This window comes from Roseomonas aeriglobus, from assembly GCA_016937575.1.
Classification (GTDB): Bacteria; Pseudomonadota; Alphaproteobacteria; order Sphingomonadales; family Sphingomonadaceae; genus Sphingomonas; species Sphingomonas aerigloba.
In genome coordinates this window covers 2,835,047-2,858,971 of the sequence record JAFHKN010000002.1, presented here as the reverse complement: position 1 = coordinate 2,858,971, position 23,925 = coordinate 2,835,047, and the positions used below count along the sequence as shown (strand labels likewise).

Genomic DNA, 23,925 nt, shown 5'->3' with positions numbered 1-23,925 from the left:
AGGCTCCGTGAGGAGAGAGTGGATGAGCGACCTGTACTGGCTGACGGATGAGCAGATGGCGCGTCTGCAACCGTTCTTTCCCAAGAGCCATGGCAAGCCTCGGGTCGATGATCGGCGGGTGCTCAGCGGCATCATTTTCGTCAATCGCAACGGGCTACGCTGGTGTGATGCACCGAAGGACTATGGGCCGCACAAGACGCTCTACAATCGCTGGAAGCGGTGGAGCGAGAGGGGTATTTTCCTGCGAATGATGGAAGGTCTCGCGGCAGCGGAGGCCGTGCCGAAGACCGTCATGATCGACGCGACCTACCTGAAGGCACACCGCACGGCATCGAGTCTGCGGGTAAAAAAGGGGATCTCGGCCGTCTGATCGGCCGCACGAAAGGCGGCATGAACACCAAACTGCACGCCGTCAGCGATGCGGACGGGCGGCCCTTGAGCTTCTTCATGACCGCCGGGCAGGTCAGCGACTACACCGGCGCGGCAGCCTTGCTCGACGATCTGCCGAAAGCACAGTGGCTGCTTGGCGACCGTGGTTATGATGCCGATTGGTTCAGAGACGCCCTGGAAGCCAAAGGCATCCAGCCCTGCATCCCGGGCCGCAGATCGCGCAACGAGCCGGTCAGATACGACAAGCGCCGCTACCGGCGCCGCAGCCGCATCGAGATCATGTTCGGCCGTCTGAAGGATTGGCGCCGCGTCGCAACTCGCTACGACCGCTGCCCAACCGTCTTCTTCTCTGCCGTCGCCATCGCGGCCACCGTCATCTTCTGGCTATGACCAATGAGTCCTGACCCTAGATATCGGCGACGACGAAGCCGATGAAGACGTGGAATAGCCTCGCACTATTTCGATAGCCGGAACGGCTATGGGCAACGTGATAGCCAGCGCTCAAATTCGAGCGCTGGCTATCATATTTCGGATAACCCCCACGAGAAAGCCGATGTTCATGGAGGCGATTGGCATGTGTGACGGTCCCCCGGTTTCTCATCCGGGCATGATGCGAGTCTCCGGCCTGCATCCGCCGGGGTTAACCCCAGCGGATGCAGCATATTCGGCTGGCGTTAGCCAGCCAAGCGCCGTGTGAGGACGGCTCTCGTTGTAGTCCCGCCGCCACGCCTCGATTTTGACCCGCGCGTCCGCCAGCGACAGGAACCAGTGGGCGTTGAGGCACTCGTCGCGCAGACGGCCGTTGAAGCTCTCGACGAAGGCGTTGTCCGTCGGCTTGCCCGGTCGTGAGAAGTCCAGCGTGACGCCGTTCTCATACGCCCATCGGTCGAGCGCCTTCGAGATGAACTCCGGGCCACTGTCGACCCGTATGGTCTTGGGCGCCCCGCGCAGCGACGCGATCCGCGTCACCGCCGCGACAACCTGCTCGCCCTTGATGCCCTGATCGACGTCGATCGCCAGCGCCTCGCGGGTGAACGCGTCAACCACCGTCAGAGCCCGCAGCCGCCGACCATCGAACAGCGCGTCCGACACGAAGTCCATCGACCACATCTCGTTCGGCGCCGATGCCGCCGGCTGTCGCTCACGGTTCGCAGCGCTGACGTGGCGACGAGGACGCCTGAGCCGCAGGCTCAGCCCATCTTCCCGGTAGAGACGGTAAACGCGCTTGTGGTTCACGAGCCAGCCTTCCCGTCGTAACAGGATGTAGATGCGGAAGTAGCCATAGCGCACCCGTGTCGCAGCCAGATCGCGGATGCGCAGCCGCAGCGGTGCCTGGTCCGGCTTGTGCGACATGTAGCGTACCGATGAGCGGTCGACGCCGAGCGCGAGGCAACTGCGCCGCTCGCTGACGCCGTGGGACGCCTGGACGTGCGCGACGATCTCGCGCCGCCGCCCAGGCGTCAGAGCTTTTTTGCCAGCACGTCCTGCAGGATATGCTTGTCCAGGCTCAGATCCGCGACGAGCTGTTTCAGCTTGCGGTTCTCGTCCTCTAGCTGCTTCACGCGCCGCAGCTCGCCCACGCCTAGCCCGCCATACACCTTCTTCCAGCGGTAGAACGTCTGCTCCGATACGCCCATCCGACGGATGACCTCCGCCACCGACGTGCCCGTCTCCGCCTGCTTCAGCGCAAACGCAATCTGCTCTTCCGTGTACCTCGACTTCTTCATGTCCCAGCTCCTTGCCCGTAGGCTTCAAAGGGCCGGAAAACTCTCACTCAGCTTGGATGAAAAAAAGGGAGGACGTCAAACCCTGACCAAAACGGAAGTCAGATCCGAGGTCGAATATGGCAGGCAGGTCGTGCGTGCGCATTTCACACAGCCTCGCCTTTTATTCTGCGGTGCATCGGGGTGAATCTGGAAATCGACATAGGCCGCTGCCACAGAGGTACTATGCTACAAATATGTCAGGCGAGCAGGTATGACGCATTTGGGGGAAAGCGGAAAGGCCGCTTTCCGCCGGCCAAGCCCGGTAAGCGGACGTTCGTTCATGCAGACGACCACCGTTAACCTCGCCCGGCTCGACGTCGACTTCTCCAAGAGCCGGAGCATGCCCGATGATATCGGCGAAAGCGCCCGCTACCCGGGTTTGACAACGGTCAAATTGCGCTGGCGAGGGCTCCACGGATGCTGGACAGGGCCGCCGACGGCATCGACAGTGATCAAGACCGATGCGAGAACCCGCTCATGTCCACAGCGATTGTCCGTGCCGAGATCGAGCGTTTCCTTAGGTCGCCGTCACCCGAGGTGCTCTGCATCTCCGGTCGGTGGGGGGTAGGCAAGACCTACTCCTGGCAGACCTTCTTGCGCGAAGAGGAGGCCGCGGGTCGGCTCGGCGTGGACCGCTACGCCTACGTTTCGCTATTCGGCTTGAACAATCTCGGCGAGCTCCGCAGCGCCATAGTGGAGAACACGGTGGTGGCGGGTAGGTCCTCGCTGCCCGACGCGTCGAGCCTTCACGGGATGCTCCGCGAGGGTGAGCGGTTTGCACGAAGGAGCCGGCCTGCGCTGGAGGTCGCCGCCGGTTTCTTCCGGATGAAGGATGCGGGTGATGCATTGTATCGCGCCGCCTTCCTGACGGTGCGCGGTCAGCTTGTGTGCTTCGACGACTTGGAGCGCGCCGGCAAGTCGCTGGAGATGCGAGACGTGCTGGGGCTTGCATCCATGCTGCATGAGCAGAGGGGCTGCAAGGTCGTGCTGCTCCTCAACAAGGAGCAGGCGGAAGCGAAACAGGCGGAGGAGCTCGATCGCCAGCTCGAGAAGGTAGTGGACACATTTCTGATCTTCGAACCGACGAGCGCGGAGGCCGTAGCCATCGCGATCGCGGGCGACGACCCCGTGGCGATTGCGTTGCGCGAGCGGTTGGTCGCGCTGGACGTTACCAACATGCGGGTGATGAAGAAGGTCGAACGCTGGGCGCGGCTCGTTGAGACGGAGCTCCGGGGCTTCGATGCCGCGACGTTAGCGCAGGCGACGGCCACAGTGGTGCTGGGGGGCTGGTGCTTTCTCCAGCGCGATCTCGCCCCCAGCCTCGGCTTCGTGAAGCGGTTCAATTCGATGAGCGGCCTGTTCGGGCGCAAGGAGGAGCCCGCGGACGAGAAGGGGTGGCGCGAGCTGCTGGGAAGGTATGGCTATGGCTCGACGGACGAGCTGGACGAGCCGATCCTCGAGGGCATCTCGCTGGGTTACTTTCAAGGTGACGTTCTGCGGGAGGCGGCGCGTTCCGTCGAGGAGCGTCGTAGGCGGGAGGGACGCGATGACAGCTTCTCGCGGGCGTGGCGTCTCTACCACGACAGCCTGACAACTGACGATGACGTGATCCTGGATGCGATGGAGGCGGGAGCTCTGGAAAACCTGGCCGAGATCACGCCGACCAACATGAACGGCACCTTGAGCTTCCTGCGGCGCTATGGCCGCGACGCGCAGGCGTCAGACATCCTAGTCAAGTGGATAGAGGCGAACCGCGGCAAGGAAGGCTTTTTCGATCGCTGGAACCGCTTCTTCGCGAACGATCCGGTCGATCCCGAGCTGCTGGCGGCGATGGATGCGGGGCGCGCAGCGATCGTCGATGCGCGGGATCCCGCCGAGATGCTCAAAGGGATGGCGAAGTCGGGAGGATACAATCCCGCCGAGGATGCGGCGCGGCTCTCCCGTCTGAGCGCCGACGAACTCGTCCAGCTATTCGACGATCACGCCGCGGACGACGTGAAGGGCATGATGGAGTGGGCCGACCGGCTCGCCAGCCAACCGGGTGCCGAGGGCCTGCGGGAGCGCCTCGACGAGGCCTTCCGGCGGATCGCCGCCCGCTCGCGGATGCGAGAGGACAGGCTTCGCGGCTGGGGATTGCTCCCTGCCGAGCCGCAGGAGGTGCAGGCCGGGTCACCCGAAGGCTCGGAGACGCAGGGTGCGGCGGGAGCCGGCCCGGACGACGCGGCGGCAAGCGCGGACGCCTCCCTCAATGGGCAGGAGGGCGGAGGTGGCGGCACGTGACGAGAGGCGATCTTCGGACGGACTTCCTTCTCCGGAACCCGCCGCGCGCTGCGGGCGACAGCTTTCGGGTGTAGCCGATGGGGCGGTCAGGTTGAGGCGCTCGTCGAACCGAGTGTGTCGAACAGCCGCTGCCAGCGGTCGCCGTATTCCTGCTTCACGACGGCCATGCCCTTGGCGAGGAGGTGCTGCTTCACCCTCTTGGAGAGCTCCACCTTCCAGCCTGGCTCGAGGTCGACCCTCTGCGCCGCGGCCCATGCCTCGATCTGGCCGAGAATCGGCTTTCCGGTCACAAGCGTATCGGCGAACTCGGTGTCGGCGTTGCGGTACATGCGGTCGATGACGGCCGCCATCACGTCGGTCGGGATCAGGTCCTCGATCTCCGATCCATCCATACCAGTGTGGTCGTCGACGCTGACGAGGCGGTCGGCATGCTCCTGGTAGAGGCTGCTGGCGAGTTCCTTGGCGAGCTTCCTGCCCATCATGTCCCCGTCCAGGACCATGAAGGGGAGCGCCTCGTCCCGGCCCGTCAAGATGCTTGCGACCATGCGGGTGTTCTTGGTCCCGCCTGCCGGTGGGAACACGAACTCCCGCACCGGCTTCAGGCGGCCGGAGGCGACGAGCACGGTCTTGATCGCGGTAAGGTAGTGCTGGTCCGAGCTTCCCTCGACGATAACGGGCTGGCAGCCGAGCATCAGGCTGTCGGCGACGCTAAGCCCGAGAGCCGAGTGCACGGCGTAGGCGGCACCGGGCTGGAGCTCCGCGCCCTTGCGCAGGTCGGACGTGGCCTTCGTCGTGCCCTTCTCGTCCACGTAGACCTTGCGGGCGCGGTCCAGCCGGTCGGCATGGACCAGGAAGGGCGAGTGGGTGGTGAAGATGAGCTGGTTTGTGGTGGCCAAGTTGTCGAAGAACTTGGACAGGTCGTATTGCGCCAGCGGGTGCAGCGAGAGGCCGGGCTCGTCGAGCAGCAGGATCGCGTTCTCGTGCTCGCCCTCTCCGCCGCTCTCGACGAGGAAGACGAGGTAGAAGCTGAGGAACCACTGGAGGCCGGTGCTGCGGCCCTCGAGTTCGACCTCGGCCGGCCGGCGGTCGTCGGCGACCCAGATGCGGAAATGGTTGCCGTCCGCCTCGAAGCGGAAGCGGTAGTCGCCCTGCTTCCACCAGTCCTTGAAGCGCGAGGTGAGCGTTGTTCCCGCCGACTGGAGCAGGATGGAGCGCTCGCGCTTCCGTTCGGCGACCTCGGCGATCTCAGCCTCCGTGGGCCGACGTGAGTTGGTGGGCGTCTCGTCCTTGCCGAGCTCTAGGATCTCACTTGGTTCGAGCCGCACGAAGCTGAACAGCACGCGCAGCGTGCGCGCCTTGGCCGCCTCCTTCTCGCCGAGATCCTCCCGTTCGAGGTTGTCCACGACGTGAGGCAGGTAGATCTCCGAGTCGAGATTGCCGTAGTTCGAATAATAGACGAAGCGCGGCACGCGCTTCAGGATGGCGGTTCGGACCGCCTCGATCGCACCCGGGTCCGGTGCCGACACGCGGGCCTGAAGCTCCTCTATGCTGGCGGCCAGTGCCTCGAGCCGCGGGAAGATGCTGCTGGTCTTCGCGGGCGCTGACGGGGCCAGGGCGCGGAGTGCTTCGGCAAGCGTTGCAAGCGCGTCGGCCGGCATCGGAGCCTCGGAGAGTTCGAGCGTAGCCGACTGGAGTCCCGAGATGAGCTCGGCCTTCTGAGTCTCTTCTTTGGCGAGCGCGGGCATCCCGCTGATCTCGGTTGTAGCCGCCTGGAGGATCGCCGCGACGTCCTTCGCTGGCGCGGTCGTGATGTGCTCGTGACCGGGGAAGCTAAGGATGTAGCCGCCGTTGAAGTAGCGGTCGACGCGGACGACATCTGCCTCCTCCGGGCTGATGCCCGCCAGCGTGGCGATGCGCGGGCCGAGCGAGCCGGTGGCGAACTCGGCGGAGATGAAGCGGAAGCGTGCGGGGTTCTCGCGAATTTCGGCGAACATCGTCTTCGGATAGTCGGACGTCGGCCGGATCTCGCCCTCGCGGGCGGGCTTCAGCTTCCACAGCGGGAGGAGAAGGTTGGACTTGCCGGACTCGTTGACACCGATGAGCGCCGTCACGTCGTCGGCGTCGATCCAGCCGCTGTCCTCGACGGACCGGAAGTTCGTCACTCTGTATCGCAGCAGCCGCATCGTTCGTTCGCCCAATAGCCATCTCATCTGGAGGATGGTCCGATAGCCATATTGTTGGACGTTCTAGATTTGTTCAAGAGGTGACTGAGGGCGGAGGCAGTCACCAGACATACGACAGGCCGTCGCAGTGATCTTCGAAGGTTTATTTGCATCAGCGTGTCGATGCGTGGCCGCATGGTATGCGGCTGCTTCCGCGAACCAAAAAACACCTCTTGAACGGCCATACGTGGTCTGCGTTCGGCAGGTGTCGACTAGCTCAAGACACTCAGCGTCGTTGCTGTGAGCGGCGGCTCTCGCTGGAATCCGCCATTTGGCTCACGCAAATCAGCCGGTCGGGTTTGCGCCCCAAACTCGGTCGCTCGAACGACCGGCATTCGGCCCCGAAAACCGTGGTTTGTTCATCTTCTCGATTCCAGCGTAAGGAACGGCTGAGTTTGGGGACTTTACGATAGTTCCCAAGCGACCTGTTCCACGGCAGGTTCTTCACCAGAAGCAGTTTTAATTACCACTTGCATCGGTTGAAGGCCGTCGCGACCTACTGCCATAAGCGAGCTATGGTAAAGCCCGAGCGACGGCGGGATTCGCTTTGTCCGAGCCGATGCGGTACCCTGCCGAAGATCTGTATGTCGGATGAGCTCCAGAAGATTTCCCGCTCACACTGAATGATCACGCCCTCGCAAGCCTATTCGGACAAAGCGCGCCAGCAGACCAACCCTCTCACGACTGAACGTCCCGTACCGCCGACCAGCCAGGACCGGTTTCCTTCGCATCGATCAACGGTCAAGCCATTCCTGACACCGGTCGGACCCCCATTGGAGGACGGGCCGTTCGCCTCGCCCGCTGTTGCCGGGCAGCCGATCAAGGCTTATATCCGCATCGCCAAATTATAGGCCTTCTGCTCGGTGTAGCTCAGCATTTCCTCTATGCCTTCCTCGCGTCCGGTTCCGCTGTTCTTCATTCCGCCATAGGGCATTGCCGGGTAATGCGGTCCGACGCTGTTGATCCACACATAGCCGGAGCGCACCCTTCGCGCCGCGGCGAAAGCGTCGTCGACATTGTTGGCATAGATCGACGCGGTCAGGCCGAGGTCGGTCGCGTTGGCGATCGCGATCGCCTGGTCGAGGGTCGACCATCTCATCACCGACAGAACCGGGCCGAACACTTCCTGCTGGGCAATCCGCATCGATTGCTCGACATCGCCGAACAGCGTTGGCTCGATCCAAAAGCCCTTACGGAATTGCTCCCCTTCAGGCCGGCCGCCGCCGGCCAGCAGTCGCGCACCATCCTCACGCGCGGCGGCGATATGGCGCAAAACTTTGTCATGCTGGGCTTTCGAGTTGATCGCACCCATCTGGCTGGACGGGTCCATCGGATCGCCCACCCGTATCGCGCGGATGCGCTCGGTGAGCCCGGCGACGACTTCGTCGTGGATCGAGTCGTGAAGCAGCAGCCTGCTGGTCGATCCGCACGACTGGCCCTGCCACGAGAAGTTCATGCCGGCGATCGCCGCGTCGATCACGATTGCGGGATCCACGTCGGGAAAGGCGATTAGCGGGTTCTTGCCACCCAGCTCCAGAGTGACGTGCTTGACCGCGCTCTCCGCCGCCATGCGCTGAATGGCCATACCCGTCTCGACCGATCCGATGAACGCGATGCGCTTGACGCCGGGATGGCGCACCAGCGGCGCGCCGGCGCCGGCACCGGTGCCGGTGACGATGTTGAACACGCCTGGCGGCAGCGCATCGCGCGCGACCTCCGAAAGGATCAGCGCAGAAAGCGAGCTCGTCTCGGGCGGCTTCACCACTACCGAATTGCCGGCCATCAGCGCGGCCGCGGTGCGCGCAGTGGAGAACATCACCGGATGGTTGAAGGGGACAATGCGAGCCACCACGCCATAGGGCTCGCGCACCGTGAAGTGGAGATTGCCCGGCGTCGCGGGAATGGTTTCTCCCTTCAGCTCATAAGCCAGGCCGGCATAATAGTTGATCCCTTCCACGCCGGTGCGCACGTCGCCGCGCATCGGCGCGATCGTGTTGCCGGTATCGCGGACCTCGACCTCGAGCAGCTCGTCGGCACGCTCGAGGATCTTGCGCCCGAACGCGCGAAGCGCCTCGGCACGCGCGGCGACGCCGATGCCGTTCCACGCCTCCCACGAGCGATCTGCGGCGTCCACCGCACGCGCCACATCGCGTGCATTGCCGGCCGGAATGCGTCCGATCACTTCTTCGGTCGCGGGATCGATCGAATCGATCCAGCCGCCGCTTTCGCTCGCCACCAGATCGCCGCCGATCAACATGCGCGACGCCGTCGTTACCGGCTTCATTGGTTCTCTCCAGCTTATGGGGCGTGCAAGGCGTCCAGTTTTATGGACGTGTCCATTTCTATACGGCTGGTCGGTTGCGTCAACCTTTCTAGAAGCGCGACCGGAAATTTGCCGTCAGCCGCCGGGTTTCGCATTGCGGCGCACGAACGCGATCGCCCCGCTCGACAAGCCGATCGCAACGGCAACCGCAGCCATGCCGGCGGCTACTGCGAAGGTGGCCCGGAGGCCGTGCGCCGCGGCGAGTCCGGTCGAAGTTTGGTCGTGTGCGGTGGCGGAAAAGATCGAGGCCATCACGGATGCGCCGGTCACCAGTCCGATATTGCGCGACAAGTTGATCATCCCGGCGAAGTTGCCGCGTGTCCCGGACGATGATTTTGCCATCACCGCAGCATTGTTGGCGATCTGGAACGCGCCATAGCCGCCCATCACCGCGATCATCGCGCCGACGAAGCGTGGGAGTCCGACGATCCCCTCGCCGAGCGCCAGCGCCATCGTTCCCGCTCCCATGATCACCAGTCCGGACATGCTCATGGCGGCTATGCCCAGCCGGTCCACCAGCCGACCGATCGGTACGCCTGCGATGACCGAGATCACCGGCCCGGCGGAGAGTATCAGCCCCGCCTGAACGGGCTTCATACGCAAACCCTCGACCAGATAGAAAGGGCCGACGACCAGCGTCGCCATGATCACGGCCGAGCCGATCACGCTCATTGCCAGGTTGCCGCACAGGACCACGTCGCGGAACATCCCCAGCCGCAGCAGGGGATCGGCGACACGTCGCTCGACGAGTATGAACGCTGCCGCGGCGGCCACTGCGAGCGTCAGCGCGATGGCGTTGCCGGTGGCGAAGTGCCCACTCGCGGGCGTGGCGGCATAGCAATAGGCGCACAGCGCCGAGATGAGCAGAGCGGTGCCGGCCCAATCAGGGCGCCACGGTGTGGCTTCGGGATGGAGCGTTCGGGGTACGGAGCGATAAATCATCCAGGCGATCGCGATGCAGACCGGCACGTTGACGAGGAATAGCGCGCGCCAGCCCGACACCGCGATCAGCAGCCCGCCCAACGACGGCCCGGCGGCAGTTCCCAAGCCCGACATCGCGGCCAGCAAGCCCAGCGCACTGCCAAGTCGTTCAGGGCGCACGATGTCGCAAACCAGCGCGAACGCCAGCACCAGCATGATCGCGCCGCCCACGCCTTGCAGCGCCCGCGCCGCGATCAGGAACCAAAAACTCGATGCCGCGCCCGCGCCTATCGAAGCCAGGCCGAACAGTGCCAGACCGGCGAGAATGAGGCGCTGCCGGCCGACGCTGTCGGCGAGGCGGCCGGCATTTACGATCAGACTGATAACCGCGAGGAAATAGGCGATCACGATCCACTGCGCCTGCGGGAAGCTGATCGCGAACGCGCGCGACAGTGTCGGCAAGCCGACATTCGCCACGCTGCCGCCCAGAGACGACAGGAAGATGGTGGCGGACAAGCCGGCAATGGCGCCGGGCGACGATTTTGCCAGCCTGACCCCTTCTCCGTTACCGCCGGTGTCGTTCAATCTCGTCCTCCGTCGCGTTGTTCGATACGCCCGTCTGCGGCCCTGACACGCACGTATCGATTTGATGGAAAGCCATGCGGATGCGCCTTGACATCGCCTAATTTAATGGACATGTCCATTTAAGATGAATGCGGTTGGTCTTTGAACGAGGTTCTCAGCGCGATCGTCGATGGAGCGTTTTTCCGGATTTGATGCGGCATCGCGCGGGCGCGGCTGCCCGCCCGATTCAGATTCGTGATGCGCTATGGCAAAGCCGACCCGCGGGGTCGCTGATGGAGAGTATGGGTGTGACTGAGCAGGCTTTTGCCGTTCCCGCTTCGATCGAAGGCATGGAGGACGATCTGCGCAAGGGGTTGCTCCCCGCCGCAGTGTTCCACGATCGCGATGTCTACGATCTCGAGCTGCGGCGCATCTTCGCAAAATCCTGGGTGTATATCGGGCATGAAACTGAAATCCCGAACCGGGGGGATTTCGTCACCCGCAACATCGGCGAGGATCCGTTCATCCTGATCCGCGACGAACAGGGCGAGTTGCGCGTATTGCTCAATGCGTGCCGCCACCGTGGTGCGCAGGTGTGCCGGGTGCAGGCGGGCAATACCAAGGGTTTCGTCTGTCCGTTCCATGGCTGGGCGTATCGCAACAGCGGCGAGTTGATTGGCGTGCCGGTTCGCAGCCAGGGATATGCGTCGCTGGCCCTCAAGGAATGGGGCCTGTTCGCAGCGCCGCACGTCACCAATTACATGGGATTGATCTTCGCCAATCTCGACCCGGATGCCGCGCCGTTCGAAGAGTATCTCGGCGATTACAAATGGTATTTCGACATCCAGTTCGCACTGTCCGACGGTGGGATGGAAGTGCTGGGAGAGCCGCATCGCTGGCTGGTCGACGCGAACTGGAAGCAGGGCGCGGAGAATTTCTGCGGCGACAGCTCGCATACCCAGATGACTCACCGATCGGTGCTGGAAGCCGGCATCATCGACAGCGCCGCTGCCGGGGCACCGCGGGAAGGGACCGGGCTCCATGTTCATGATTGCAGCGGCCACGCGATCAGCATCCGCCAGGTCCCCGGCGAGGCGCCGTTCATTTCCTACCCGGAGGAGGTGACCCGTCATTTCCATGCCGGCGCGCTTAGCCAGGACCAGTTCGATCTGGCCAAGCGATCGCTGCTGCATAACGGCACGTTGTTTCCGAACTTCTCGTTCCTTCATATCGGCCTGAGCGATAGCCCGCAGAAGCCGCAGGCAGGTTTCCTCACGCTGCGCGTCTGGCAGCCCAAGGGGCCGGGCCAAATGGAGATTTGGAATTGGGTGCTGGCGCCAAAAGAGGCGTCTCCCGAGTATAAGCGCCGCGCCTATCAAGTGGGGATGAGCAGTTTCAGCCCCTCAGGCAGCTTCGAGCAGGACGATGTCGCGGTCTGGCCAGGCGTCACCCGCACGGCCGGCACTGTTTTCGCCGAGCTCAACAAGGTGCGCTTCAACTATCAGATGGGAATGGGGGACATGAGCACCAGCAAGCCGCTGACGGACTGGGTTGGGCCGGGCGTCGCCAACTCGACAAATGCGGGCGAGGGCGGCCTGAGAACATTCCATAAGACCTGGTACGAACGCATGACCAACTCCAAGGTCGAGGCCGGCGATCATGACTGAAGCGGCGACCGCCCATATCGCGGCTGGATCTGCCGGCCAGCGGGTCGACTTTGCCTTGCAGCAGGCTTGCGAGGAATTCCTCAACAGGGAAGCCGAGTATCTCGATGACCGCCGCTTCGCCGAATGGTTCGAACTGCTCGACCCGGCGATCGACTATTCGGCGCCGGTCCGGACTGGCCGCGAGAATTGGGACGGCACGGGTATCAGCGACACCGCTTTCTATTTGAAAGAGGATCATGCCTCGATCGAAATGCGCGTGAAGCGACTTCGTTCGCGCTATGCCTGGTCGGAAAGCCCGGCGACGCGCACGCGGCGCATGGTCTCCAACATCCGCGTGACGCCGCACGGCAGCGACCCGGCACTGGTGGCGGCGCGCAGCAACCTGGTTGTGTTCTGCCATCGTGGCGACGCGGCGCATCCGCAGATTCTCACAGCCGAACGCTTCGACGAAATCCGTATCGGCGGTAACGCGACGCGGCTCATCAGACGCACCGCCATCCTCGATGCCACGGTGCTCGGCCTCGAATCGCTCTCGATCTTTCTCTGAGGCGGCGCGTGGCAAAACTCTCGCTTAGCTATGCGGGCCACCTGTCGGACCGAGTCCGCGCTCTATATCATGGCACGGTCGTACCAGAGGGAATTGACCTGCACTTTATTCCGATGTCGCCGGTGCAGGCGTTCAATCGGGTGCTGCGCGGCGAATTTGCCTGCGGCGAGATGTCGTTTTCGACTTATGTACTGCGTGTCGCACAGGGCAACGCCCCGTTCGTCGCGATCCCGGTCTTTCCTTCGCGCACGTTCCGCCACGGCGCGATTTACGTGAACGCGGCCGCCGGCATCGCCGCGCCCGCCGACCTGAAGGGACGGCGGGTGGGCGTGCCCGAATATTCGATGACCGCGGCCGTCTGGGCCCGGGGTGCACTGATGCACGAATATGGCGTCCAGCCGCAAGACATCCACTGGATCACCGGCGGGCTTCAAGCGGCAGGCCGCCGCCCGCTCACCGAAGTGCGGATCGACGGCGTCACGATCGAGCATGAAGAAGGGCGGGCGCTGAACGAGATGCTCGCCGACGGCACCATCGACGCGCTGATCGCGCCGCAGGCGCCGCCGGCGCTGCTCGCCGGTGATCGACGGATCCGCCATCTCTTCGCCGACGTGCCCGGCGTCGAGCGCGCCTATTTCGCCAAGACACGCGTTTTTCCGATCATGCACACCGTCGTCATTCGTCGCGACGTGTGGGAACGCGATCCCTGGGTCGCGGTCAGCCTCCAACATGCGTTTGAACAGAGCAAGGCGAACTGCCTCGCCGAGCTGTCGATCGATGAGCCGCTACCCATTTCGTTGCCATGGATCGGGCAATATGTCCGTTCGATCCGCGATATCTTTGGCGATGATTTCTGGCCCTATGGCATCGAGCCCAACCGGCCCACGATCGAGGCGCTGTGCGCCTTCCTCCACGAGCAGGGGCTGGCGCCACGCCGCGTGGAGATCGAAGAACTCTTCGCGCCCAACGTCCAGGCAAGCGCCGGAATCCGCCTGTGAACGATCGGGCGATGCCGACGATGCGGCTGGGCATCATCGGCCTGGGCGGCGCGGCCAAGCAGATGATGCCGAGCTTCCTCAGCCATCCGCATGTCGCGATCACCGCCGCCGCCGACCCGCGGGAGGAGGCGCGCCACGCCTTCGCCGCCGAATTCGGTGAGCGCACCCATGCCACGGCGGAGGCGTTGTGCGCCGATCCTGAGGTCGACGTGGTCTACATCGCCACGCCCCATCAGATGCACCGCGATCATGCGGCGTTGGCTGCGCGCGCGGGAAAACACATCATCATCGAGAAGCCGATGGCGCTCACGCTGGAGGAGTGCGGCGCCATCATCGCGGCCGCGGACGCGAACGGCGTCCACTTGCTCGTCGGCCATACGCATGCCTTCGACGCACCAGTCCTCAAGATGCGCGCTTTGATCCGCGAAGGCGCAATCGGGCCGGTTTCGATGATCAATTCGTGGAACTACGGCAATTTCCTCTACCGGCCCCGCCGGCCCGAGGAACTGCGCACCGACGCGGGCGGCGGCATCATCTACAATCAGGTTCCGCATCAGGTGGACGTGGCGCGGCTGCTCGGGGGCGGCATGGTCCGCAGCGTACGTTCGATGGCATGGACACTCGATCCCGACCGACCGACCGAGGGTGCCCACGTCACCTTCCTCCAGTTCGAGAACGGCAGCGCCGCATCACTCGTGTACAGCGGCTACGACTATTTCGACACCGACGAGTTCCATTATTGGGTCGGCGAACTCGGTGAGCCCAAACGGCCCGAACGGCACGCCGCCTCGCGCATGGCGCTGGAGGATATCGCGGGCGCTGGCTCCGAAGCGGCGGCCAAGGCGGCGGGCGGTTTCGGGGGAGACCGGCGCCTCACCGTTCCTCCCCAGGACGAATGGAACCACCCCCATTTTGGCGTGACGATCGTCAGCGGGCCGGACGGTGATCTGCGCCAGTCGGCACGCGGCGTCATTCATTACGGCAAGCATGGCGCGGTCGAGCATCCGCTCGATCCGCCGCGTGTCTTTCCGGACAAGAGCGGCGTCATCGACGAGATGTTCGATGCCTTCGCCGGACTGCGCCCGATCCTGCACGACGGCGCCTGGGGGCGCGCGACAATGGAAGTGAGCGAGGCGATTCTGCGGTCGGCACGCGAAGGACGCGAGGTCGTCATGTCGCACCAAGTACCGGTGAGGGATTGAGGAGAGCAGTTTTGATGCAGGCGCAGGATTTCAAGGGACTTTACGCCATCATCCCGACGCCGGCGCGCGCCGGTGCGCAGGCGATCGACGCCACCGACACCGTCGCGCTGGACGAAACCGAGCGGCTGATCCGCGCGCTGATCGACGATGGGGCGAACGGCCTGATCGTCCTGGGTACCACGGGCGAATGCGCGACCATATCGAATGAGGACTATCGCAGCTTCGTCGCCACCGTCGCTCAGACTGTCGGCAAGCGCATTCCGCTGTTCGTTGGGGCGACCGCGATGGGGGGGCACGAAGCCTATAAACGGCTAGCGTTCGCACGCGAACAGGGTGCCGACGGTACCTTGCTTGGCTTGCCGATGTGGCAGCCTTGCACTGTCGATATGGCCGTCCGCTTCTATGCCGAGGTCGGGCAGGCGTTTCCCGATCTCGCGGTGATGGCCTATGCCAATGCGCGCGCCTTCCGCTTCTCCTTTCCCACCGAGTTTTGGGCGCGGATCGCGAAGGAGGCGCCGACGGTAACCTCGGTGAAATCGTCCCAGCCGACCAACCTGGCCGAGAATATCGCCGCGACCGAAGGCCGCATCCACTTCATGCCGAGCGACATGGTCGCCGCCAAGTTCCAGGCGATCTCGCCGGCCACGACCACTTCCTGCTGGGCGACTGCGGCGGGTATGGGGCCGGAGCCATCGAGAGCGCTGATCGACGCGATCCTGGCCGGCGATGCTGATCAGACCAAGCATATCGACGAACGGATCGCATGGAGCATCGCGCCGCTTGCCCCGATGCTGGGAAATCCGGAGCTGTTCGCCAGCTATAACACCCAGATGGAAAAGACGCGGATTGCGGAGGCAGGCTATTGCGACCCCGGTCCCATCCGCCCGCCTTACGACATTTTCCCCGACGACTATGCCGAGGCGTCACGCGAAGCCGGGCGGCGCTGGAGCCAGCTTCGGGACGAATTCGCCGGCGGTCGCGCGGCCGCAGCGGCGGAGGCGGTATCGTGACTATCGGCGTCCCCATCAAAGACGCGGCGCTGCGCGCCGAACTCGAGGCGCTGATCACAGAGCACGCCTACCGGCTCGACATGAACTGCTCCGAAGATCTGGCCGAACTCTACACCGAGGATGGGCGCCTCCTTGCCCCCAACTTCACTTGCGAAGGGTCCGAAGCGATCAATGCCTATGGCCGCGAGCGCGCGGCCGCGCGAAATCGCCGCGTCCGCCACGTCTGCACCAACTTTCGTTTCTGGGGCGACGGACCCGATCGGGCGCGCGGCCTCTGCTTCATCCTCCTGTTCCGCTCCAACGGGCCGGAGTTGTCGCCCGCCGAACCGATCGCTCTGGCCGACGCACACGATATCTATCGGCGCGGACCGGATCGGGTCTGGCGTATCCAGGAGCGCCGCATCGTCCTGTCGTTCGAATCCGCAGCACACAAATCGAGCTGAGTCCCAGGAGGGGGCGGCGCGAACACGTATTATTTCTGCGGAGAAAGATGATCATGCCTGGCGGAGCCCCTTCCGGTACCGAACATTCGGCAATAGCCGCGCTCGACCAGGGCCGCCTGCGGGCGATCCAAATTCGCGTGTTCGTGCTGTGCGCGCTGGTGACAATGCTCGACGGGATCGACAATCAATCGATCGGGGTCGTCGCCCCCCTTATGAGCGCGGAGCTCGGTTTGAGCACGGCAGCGATGGGCCTCATCTTTTCGCTGACCCAAGTAGGCGCCACCATCGGAGCGCTGGCATTCGGACCGTTCGGCGACCGCTTCGGACGCAGACCGGCGATCATCCTCAGTGTCTCGACGATGACGGTATTTACCCTGCTGACGGCGCTCGTTCCGTCGTTCGGGCTGCTGCTGGCCACGCGGTTTCTGGCGGGCATCGGGCTTGCCGGAGTGTTCGCATCCGCGCTGGCATTGACGTCGGAATATGCGCCCACCCGGCTGCGCGGAACGATGGTCTCAGTCGTTTACGCCGGCTATCCGGCGGGCGCAGCTCTGGGGGGGGTGATGGCCGCGGTCATTCTCCAGCAGCACGACTGGCGGCTCGTTCTCTACATGGGCGCGGCGCTCGGTGCTCTCGTGATCGTGCTCATCCTGTTGCTGCTGCCGGAATCGCCTCGCTTCCTGATCGAAGCAGGCACCCACCGCGAACGGCTCGACCGCTTGCTCGTGAAGCTGGGCCTGGATCCCGCTGCTGCGGATGTATCGCGCGCTGCGGTCTCGTCACATCCTCGACCCCGCCAATCGCTTTGGTCGGTTTTCGAAGGAGGGCTGGCACCGCTCACGATCTTGCTCTGCCTGCTCAACCTGTTCGTGTCAGCGACCACCAAGATCATGGTCGTCTGGTTTCCCTCGATCCTTGCGGAGAGTGGCTTCTCGATATCACAGGCCGCATTTTCGCAGGCGGCGTTCAATGTCGGCTGTGTTGCCGCCATGCTGATCGCGGGGTGGCTGGTCGACCGCTTCGGTGCGCTGCGCACGATCGTACCTGCGTTGTTCTTCGACGCGCTCTCGATCTGGTGCCTTGGATTCACCGCGAGCAATTTCGCGGCCACGATTGTCGTGGCCGGCCTGGTTGGCGCATTCATAGGAATAGGCGCGTCCGGAGCGCAGGCGCTGGCAGCGCAGCTGTTTCCAGTTCGGGTGCGCTCTACGGGGATCGGTTGGGGAACCTCGGCTGCGCGCTTCGGCCAAGTGATCTCGCCGTTGCTGGTCGGGATCGTCCTGGCGGGCGGCATGAGCACATCGCGCATCTATGCGGGTCTCGCGCTCAGTCCGCTGATCGCTGCGTTTGTCGCTGCCGCGTTCGTCCGTGCCACGCGCCGTCGCGAGGAGAAGGCGCGCGCCCAGTCGACGTGATGATCGTTGCGTTTAGTTCGCAAGCCTGTCGGCACCAGCGCCTTTCCCGTGGTCGAAACCGCGCGAAAGGTGTGATAACGCGAACCATGCAGGCGACGGGGGGCCGGATGGTGGTGCGCGTTCGGGAACGGAACAAGGCAGAGAAGCGCGAGCGTATCAGGCTGGCCGCGCTGAAGCTGTTCTCCGAATATGGTTATGACGCGACGACGCTGCGTGATGTGGCACGCGAAGCGCATGTCGCGCTCGGCACCTTGTCGCTCTACGCGGCGGACAAGCGCGATCTCACGTTGCTGGTCTTCAACGAAATCACCGTCAGCACGATGGAGGCCGCGATCGACGTCACGCGTTCGCGCGAAATCCCGTTCGAGGAACGGATACTCACCTTTTTCACGCCCTTCTATCGGGACTGGGCGGACAATCCCCGACTCGCCCGCATCTTCCTTCAGATCAACTATTATTCCGGCGGAATGCACGGGGAGGAATACACGCGGACCCGCCGCTCCATCGCCCGGCAACTGGAGTTCATGGTCGAGGATGCGATCAATCGTGGCGAAATTCGCCCTCCCGAGACCACCGATGTCGTTGCGCAACACTTTTTCCTGATCTTTTCGGCAACGGCGCGATGGTGGATCGGCGGAGACAATCCGGTCGCGGAGGAGGGCATCGCTTATCTGCGGCGTCTCATCCGGCTCCAGATCATGGGCCTGATCCAACAAGCGCGGGTCAGTACCCTGAAATCCAAGTCGGGAGCTGGCGGGTCGGGTGCCATTGCCGATTCCGAAACACCGCGCCGGCGGCGTACCCGCGGAAGCCGCCAGAACGTTTAGGACACCCGGCCGGACGCATCATCGACCGGATCGGAAGCCGCGCAAGGTCGACGAACATGGTCGTGTCCGATGCAATCGGACACTGTACCGCCCCAAAAATGCATTCGATCGGATTCGTGCTGCGAAAACCTGTTTGCGTCCGCGTAGGGCCGGTCCCGTCCACGCCGTTCTACACGAGCTCCCCAACCGCCACTATGTGCCCGTTACCGGCTAAAAAAAATGGACATGTACCTGCAATTTCACTAGGATTGTCGGGCGGGTCATCTTTGCCGACGCTTCGAGCGACGGCGGTCGGCGCGATTGAGGAAGGGAATGGACATGCAGGAGCGGGCACCGCGAGTTCAAGGCATTCATCGGCTGGCGTTGCGCGTACCCGACCTTGACGAGGCGCGACGTTTCTATCGTGATGTCTGGCTGTTGGAGGATCGTGGCTCCGACCTAGATTTTGCCGGGTTTCGAAGCGGGAGAGAAGACCACGACGATCTGGTGCTCGCTGAAGGGTCATCGCAAGTCGCGCACCTTGCCTTTCAAGTCCTATCGACAGACGATCTCGACGCGATCGCGACGCGGCTCGCTGCCGCCGGCCTCGCTCCGCAGCCGGTTTCGGAACAGGATCTGTTCCGCAGCGACCAAGCGGCGATTGTTGTGGAGGATCCCGACGGACGCCACGTCTGGCTCGTGACGCCACGGCCGGATGCCGCCGAAGTTGTGACGCCGCCAGCCGCCCTCGCACCCGACCGCATCGGACATATCGTCCTATGGACGCCAGACCAGGACGCGGCGGAGCGCTTCTATGCGACGCTGGGATTTCAGGTCACCGATCGGACAAATGCGGGGATGTCGTTCCTGCGCTGCAACGCCGATCATCATTCGCTCGCGCTGATGAAGAGCCGGGAGGGGCGGACGGGACTCCAGCATGTGGCCTATGACGTCGGGTCGCTGGACAACGTCATGCGGAATTTTGCGCGATTGCGGTCGCTTGGCGTGAACTGCGTGTGGGGCGTTGGACGGCACGGGCCGGGGAACAATGTGTTCAGCTATTATACCGATCCCGCCGGCAACTATATCGAATATTACGGCGAAATGGAGCAATTTGATGCCAACGCGCCGGTCGAGCCTCAGATATGGGGCCCGCAACACAAAGGCGATGTTTGGGGCGTTGCCGGCATCCCGCCCCTCGGCTTTCGCGAATAGCGCGTGACCGCGCGTCGATTATCCCGCTAGCCGGCGTGTGGCCATCGGTGTGACGGCAGGTCCCTGATCGACTGACGCCCCGCGACACGCGTCGTCACATCACGAACAAATATATCCCGCCTGGCCCAGGGCTGAGAGTGACCGTCGCCGTCTGCGATCAGGCACCACGATTTTGCGCACCCTCATGATTTTAATGGACGCGTCCGTTTTTCAGAATATAATGGACATGTTCATAATAGAAATATCGGAGGGGTTGGTATGAAGGCGTTAGTGTCTGTCGCAGCACTGTGCGGGTCGATCAGCTTGCCGGCCATGGCGCAGATCACGTCGGCTGTCGCCGGCCCATCGACGAGCCCTGCAGTACCGGCCGCTGAAAGCCAGGATACGACTGCGTCCAGCCCCACGCAGGTAAACGAGGGCGGCATCGCCGACATCGTCGTGACCGCCACTCGCCGCGAGGAACGCCTGCAGAAGATTCCCGTCACCGTCACCGCGGTCACAGGCGAGGCGCTTCAGTCGAGCGGCGTGCTCGACACCCGCCAGCTGACGCAAGTCGTTCCGGGTCTGGTCGGAAGCCGCAACGCCGGCGTGAATCAGCCGGTGATCCGGGGGATCGGCAGTGGTGGCGTGGTCGGCGACGAGTCGAGCATCGCGACCTATATCGACGGCGTTTACCAGCCCGATCCCTGGACTACCAATCTCGACCTGGTCGAAATCCAGCGCGTCGAGGTTCTGCGCGGTCCACAAGGCACGCTATTCGGCCGCAACGCGACCGGCGGCCTGATCAACATCATCACGCCTGATCCCAGCTTCGGCTTCCGCGGCCATATCACCGCAAGCGCGGGCATGCTCCGTGGCGCAGGGGACTACGATCTGCGCGGCTATGTAACCGGCGGGCTTTCCGACAAGATCGCGTTCGATTTTGCCGGCCTCTACAAGAGAACAGACAATTATATCACCGATCTGGTGCGGGGCGGCTTGGGCTACGGTGAGGACACCTATTTCTCACTACGCAGCAAACTGTTGTTTCGGCCGAGCGACAGCGCACAGTTCGTCCTCACCGGCGACTATGCCAAACGTGACGGCGGTTCCAACGCCAACCAGCTTTATCAGAACAACACCGTCGCACGCTCTTATCTTGGCGTGATCCTCCCCACCGGACCGTGGCAGGCTGCATATAACTATGAGCCCCAGCTGAACTTGGAGCGTTTCGGTCTCAACCTGCAATCGCGCTTCGATCTTGGATCGATCGGGATCGAGACCGCCACCTCGTATCAGAATGGCGAGATCTATCAGCAGCAGGATCGGGATTCGACGAACATCAATCTCGGCCTCGGCCAAGTGAACACGCGCCAGCGCAGCTTCACACAGGAAGTTCGCGTCCTGTCGAGCGGTTCCGGTCCGCTGCAATGGCTGGCCGGCATCTATTTCTATACCAGCCATCTGGACGGTGTCGTGCCGACCACGACGCCGTCGCGCGTGCCGCCGCCGACGCTGCCGACCCTTTCCACGACGACCACGTCGCCCGACGTGCGCGTATCCTCGCTCGCGGGTTTCGTTGAGGGCACGTATTCGCTGACCAGCACGCTGTTTCTGACGGCGGGCGGCCGCTACACCACCGAGGTGCGCAAGTTCGAGCAAGCTTCGAACGGCGTGGCCCTGTTTCCGCAACAGCGAAGCCGTTTCGAGAAGTTTACCTACCGCGGTGCGTTGCGCTGGCAGTTCGACCCCGACGCCAACGTTTATCTAAACTACGGCACCGGGTTCAAGAGCGGCGTCTATAACGGCGTCGGCACCTCGCCCACGCCCACCCGACCCGAAAGCCTCACCTCCATCGAGGGCGGCCTCAAGGCTGATCCAGCTCGCTGGCTGCGGACGAACTTGTCGGTCTTCCATTACGATTACGAGGATCTGCAGGTCAGCGCGCGCGATCCGATCACCAACCTTGTGCTCCTCCAGAATGCAGCGACCGCCGAAATCTATGGCGGTGAGCTTGAGCTCACCCTCATGCCGACCCGCGACGTGAATTTCACCGGCAAGTTCTCGTACCTTCACGGGGAGTACGAGAGTTTCCCGTTCGCCCAAGGGTTTACGCCCAATGCAAATGCCACCGGCAACACCGCGGTCATCGCCGATGTATCGGGTAAGCGCATCGTGCTGGCGCCTCGGACGGCAGTAAACCTCGCTGCGGATTGGTCACACGTGTACGACGTGGGTCGCTTTGGCGCGCGGCTGAACTTCTACCACAGCGACCGGATCTACTACGATTTCACCAACAATTTTTCGCAGAAGCCCTATTCGCTACTCAATGGCCAGGTGTCGTTCACGCCACCCGATGAGAGCTTCAACCTGAGCCTGGCCGTGACCAACATCACCAATGCGATCGTCTATCAATCGCTTCGCGTCAGCGCGAGCGGAACCGACGGCATTCTTGAAAAGCCGCGCGAAGTGAAGGGGACGATCCGCTTCAACTTTTGATCCGGTGCGCAGGCGCTCTCGGACGGCGGTGGCGCCCGCCCGAGGCGGGCTCCAGCAGCATTTCAGAAGTCTTGACCGCCGCCTTTCCCCATCGCGGGAAGCGCGGCGGTCACCGTTTCCACGAATTGCATCGTCGTCGCGCTCGCCTGCTTGTGCCGCCAGGCGAGGCCGAAACGGACGTCGGCAAGGCCCGGCGCCTGCGGCGGCGGCTGTAGCGGACGAAAGGCCACGCCCCGCATCCGCAGCCGCTCGGCCGAGGCCGGGACGATCGCGACGCCCTCGCCACATGCGACGATGCCGATCACGGCCTCGGTCGTGGGCGCTTCGTGTTCGATCGTCGGATCGAAGCCCGCGAGCCGGCAAAGCGCGTGCAGATCCGCATGGACATTGAAACCGCGCGTCGGCTCATAGGCGACGAAGCCACTCGAATCGAGGGCGTCAATTCCGATCGCGCCGCTGTGGTCGAGCAGCGGATGGCCAAGTGGAAGCGCAACGATCAGGGGCTCGCTGTAGACGAAGCGCGTCTCGATCAACTCGTCGAAAATCGGCAGCCTGACGATACCGACATCGATCTCGCCTGAGCGCAGCGCCTCGATCTGGTGAAGTACCGACATGGCGTGGAAGACGATCTCGACTTCGGGAGTGGTCTCGCGGAAGCGTCGTACCAGCGCGGGGACCAGCGCGTAGACTGTCGATCCGCCGAATCCGATATTAAGTATTCCGCTCAGCCCCTGCGCGGCGCGGCGCGCGCGCTCCGATCCGTCGTCCAAAAGCTCCAAAGCCTTGCGTGCGTCGGCCACGAATACCGTGCCGGCAGGGGTCAGCGCGACATGGTGCTTGTCGCGATCGAACAGGCGCGCACCGATTTCACTTTCCAGCTCGCGGATCGCCCGACTGAGCGGAGGCTGCGAAACGTGGCATCGTTGCGCGGCCCGGGTGAAGTTCAGCTCCTCAGCGACAGCAATCAAATATCGCATTTGACGAAGGTCCACGGTGATATCTCTCAGGTATGACGATCGGTCTCATAATGTATTTCAGCTGAAGCGCCAAAGCTCAGATTATGTGTCGCGGACGAGGAGATCGCGGGACGTGAACAGTCGCATCGCACGGATGGAATTCGACGCTCTGGCGCCGCGCGTGCAAGATGTGCTGCGGGCGCGGGTCGATCGACTCGGCTATCTGGGCGAGTTCTTCAAATGCACCGGTGTGCAGCCTGGCGTGCTGGCTCCGTTCATGGAGATGACCGAGGCGCTGAAAAAGGCTTTGCCCGACCGGCTGACCGAAACCGGCGCGCTGACCGTCGCGAAGCTGTTCGACAACCGGTACGAACTTCATCAGCACGAGCGGCTGGCAAGAAAACTGGGCTTTGGCGAGGAATGGGTGGCGGCCGTCGAGTTGCTGTCGCCGCAGGACGCCCCCTCCCTTTCGGACGCGGAGCGCGCCGTTCAGCGCTTCGTCATGGCGATGGTTGAGCGCGGCGGCAGGGGCGTCTCGGCCGAGCGGGAGGCGTTAATCGATGCGATCGGGCCGGAACAGACGATCGCCGTCATGTTCCTGGTCGGTCGCTACATCACCCACGCAATGATTGTGAACGGTTTGGAACTGACGCCGCCGGTGCCGTCGATATTCGCGGAGCGCAGCGCTTGACCCAGGGAATTTGGATCTCCGAGGCCGAGGT

The 23,925-nt window shown here is 63.5% G+C and carries 18 protein-coding genes; 13 read left to right on the top strand and 5 right to left on the bottom strand.

The annotated features are described in order from the left end of the window. Positions 1-22: 22 nt before the first annotated feature. A protein-coding gene (locus tag JW805_14095; protein MBN2973153.1) for an IS5 family transposase occupies positions 23-780 on the top strand; the annotation gives its coding sequence in 2 pieces (ribosomal slippage) (positions 23-344 and positions 344-780; 759 coding nt in all). A 207-nt stretch (positions 781-987) separates the two neighbouring features. Here the strand turns inward: JW805_14095 and JW805_14090 are convergent. After that, positions 988-2,117, bottom strand: a protein-coding gene (locus tag JW805_14090; GenBank protein MBN2973152.1) for an IS3 family transposase whose coding sequence is annotated in 2 segments (ribosomal slippage) — positions 988-1,865 and positions 1,865-2,117 — 1,131 coding nt in all. Because the reading frame shifts where the segments join, the coding sequence is not laid out codon by codon here. Positions 2,118-2,573: 456 nt separating this feature from the next. Here JW805_14090 and JW805_14085 point away from each other — a divergent pair. Then, the gene (locus JW805_14085) at positions 2,574-4,436 is read left to right on the top strand and encodes a hypothetical protein (protein MBN2973151.1); all 1,863 of its coding nucleotides are present in this window, start codon (positions 2,574-2,576) and stop codon (positions 4,434-4,436) included. An 86-nt stretch (positions 4,437-4,522) separates the two neighbouring features. On the opposite strand, the gene JW805_14080 is transcribed toward JW805_14085, so the two are convergent. The 3 genes from JW805_14080 to JW805_14070 form a co-directional block, all read right to left on the bottom strand. Further along, a complete protein-coding gene (locus JW805_14080; GenBank protein ID MBN2973150.1) occupies positions 4,523-6,619 on the bottom strand; it encodes an AAA family ATPase in 2,097 nt (698 codons plus the stop codon). A gap of 865 nt (positions 6,620-7,484) precedes the next feature. After that, on the bottom strand, positions 7,485-8,942 hold the full coding sequence (locus JW805_14075; GenBank protein MBN2973149.1) for an aldehyde dehydrogenase family protein: 1,458 nt from the start codon (positions 8,940-8,942) through the stop codon (positions 7,485-7,487). Between the two features lie 114 nt (positions 8,943-9,056). After that, a complete protein-coding gene (locus JW805_14070) occupies positions 9,057-10,487 on the bottom strand; it encodes an MFS transporter (GenBank protein MBN2973148.1) in 1,431 nt (476 codons plus the stop codon). 128 nt (positions 10,488-10,615) lie between these two features. Here JW805_14070 and JW805_14065 point away from each other — a divergent pair, with 128 nt between their 5' ends. The 10 genes from JW805_14065 (at position 10,616) to JW805_14020 (ending at position 22,247) form a co-directional block, all read left to right on the top strand. Continuing rightward, entirely contained in the window at positions 10,616-12,133 is a 1,518-nt protein-coding gene (locus tag JW805_14065; protein ID MBN2973147.1) for an aromatic ring-hydroxylating dioxygenase subunit alpha, read from the top strand. Beyond that, complete coding sequence (locus JW805_14060; protein ID MBN2973146.1) at positions 12,126-12,680, top strand: aromatic-ring-hydroxylating dioxygenase subunit beta; 555 nt, start codon at positions 12,126-12,128, stop codon at positions 12,678-12,680. Before JW805_14065 ends, JW805_14060 begins: the two co-directional genes overlap by 8 nt. 8 nt (positions 12,681-12,688) lie before the next feature. Further along, positions 12,689-13,678 carry an ABC transporter substrate-binding protein gene (locus tag JW805_14055; GenBank protein ID MBN2973145.1) on the top strand — a complete coding sequence of 330 codons (990 nt, stop codon included), beginning with the start codon at positions 12,689-12,691 and terminating at the stop codon, positions 13,676-13,678. After that, positions 13,675-14,880: a Gfo/Idh/MocA family oxidoreductase gene (locus JW805_14050; GenBank protein ID MBN2973144.1), complete on the top strand. Its 1,206-nt coding sequence runs from the start codon at positions 13,675-13,677 to the stop codon at positions 14,878-14,880. The genes JW805_14055 and JW805_14050 overlap by 4 nt, the downstream gene beginning before the upstream one ends. A gap of 14 nt (positions 14,881-14,894) precedes the next feature. Then, entirely contained in the window at positions 14,895-15,890 is a 996-nt protein-coding gene (locus JW805_14045) for a dihydrodipicolinate synthase family protein (protein MBN2973143.1), read from the top strand. Further along, positions 15,887-16,333 carry a nuclear transport factor 2 family protein gene (locus JW805_14040; GenBank protein MBN2973142.1) on the top strand — a complete coding sequence of 149 codons (447 nt, stop codon included), beginning with the start codon at positions 15,887-15,889 and terminating at the stop codon, positions 16,331-16,333. Before JW805_14045 ends, JW805_14040 begins: the two co-directional genes overlap by 4 nt. Before the next feature lie 53 nt (positions 16,334-16,386). After that, the gene (locus JW805_14035) at positions 16,387-17,748 is read left to right on the top strand and encodes an MFS transporter (protein ID MBN2973141.1); all 1,362 of its coding nucleotides are present in this window, start codon (positions 16,387-16,389) and stop codon (positions 17,746-17,748) included. Then, a complete protein-coding gene (locus JW805_14030) occupies positions 17,745-18,575 on the top strand; it encodes a TetR/AcrR family transcriptional regulator (protein MBN2973140.1) in 831 nt (276 codons plus the stop codon). The genes JW805_14035 and JW805_14030 overlap by 4 nt, the downstream gene beginning before the upstream one ends. Before the next feature lie 318 nt (positions 18,576-18,893). Next, positions 18,894-19,769, top strand: coding sequence for a VOC family protein (locus JW805_14025; GenBank protein MBN2973139.1), 876 nt, complete (start codon positions 18,894-18,896; stop codon positions 19,767-19,769). A gap of 312 nt (positions 19,770-20,081) precedes the next feature. Beyond that, a complete protein-coding gene (locus JW805_14020) occupies positions 20,082-22,247 on the top strand; it encodes a TonB-dependent receptor (GenBank protein ID MBN2973138.1) in 2,166 nt (721 codons plus the stop codon). Between the two features lie 62 nt (positions 22,248-22,309). Here JW805_14020 and JW805_14015 read toward each other — a convergent pair whose 3' ends face one another. Beyond that, positions 22,310-23,224, bottom strand: coding sequence for a LysR family transcriptional regulator (locus JW805_14015; GenBank protein MBN2973137.1), 915 nt, complete (start codon positions 23,222-23,224; stop codon positions 22,310-22,312). Between the two features lie 112 nt (positions 23,225-23,336). On the opposite strand from JW805_14015, the gene JW805_14010 reads away from it, so the two are divergent. Then, the gene (locus JW805_14010; GenBank protein ID MBN2973136.1) at positions 23,337-23,894 is read left to right on the top strand and encodes a hypothetical protein; all 558 of its coding nucleotides are present in this window, start codon (positions 23,337-23,339) and stop codon (positions 23,892-23,894) included. Positions 23,895-23,925: the final 31 nt, after the last annotated feature.

Coding starts and splice junctions, on each gene's coding strand:
- JW805_14035 (MBN2973141.1), top strand. CDS start 16,387: ATGCCTGGCGGAGCCCCTTCCGGTACCGAACATTCGGCAATAGCCGCG.
- JW805_14025 (MBN2973139.1), top strand. CDS start 18,894: ATGCAGGAGCGGGCACCGCGAGTTCAAGGCATTCATCGGCTGGCGTTG.
- JW805_14015 (MBN2973137.1), bottom strand. CDS start 23,224: ATGCGATATTTGATTGCTGTCGCTGAGGAGCTGAACTTCACCCGGGCC.
- JW805_14060 (MBN2973146.1), top strand. CDS start 12,126: ATGACTGAAGCGGCGACCGCCCATATCGCGGCTGGATCTGCCGGCCAG.
- JW805_14080 (MBN2973150.1), bottom strand. CDS start 6,619: ATGCGGCTGCTGCGATACAGAGTGACGAACTTCCGGTCCGTCGAGGAC.
- JW805_14020 (MBN2973138.1), top strand. CDS start 20,082: ATGGCGCAGATCACGTCGGCTGTCGCCGGCCCATCGACGAGCCCTGCA.
- JW805_14075 (MBN2973149.1), bottom strand. CDS start 8,942: ATGAAGCCGGTAACGACGGCGTCGCGCATGTTGATCGGCGGCGATCTG.
- JW805_14045 (MBN2973143.1), top strand. CDS start 14,895: ATGCAGGCGCAGGATTTCAAGGGACTTTACGCCATCATCCCGACGCCG.
- JW805_14085 (MBN2973151.1), top strand. CDS start 2,574: ATGCTGGACAGGGCCGCCGACGGCATCGACAGTGATCAAGACCGATGC.
- JW805_14065 (MBN2973147.1), top strand. CDS start 10,616: ATGCGGTTGGTCTTTGAACGAGGTTCTCAGCGCGATCGTCGATGGAGC.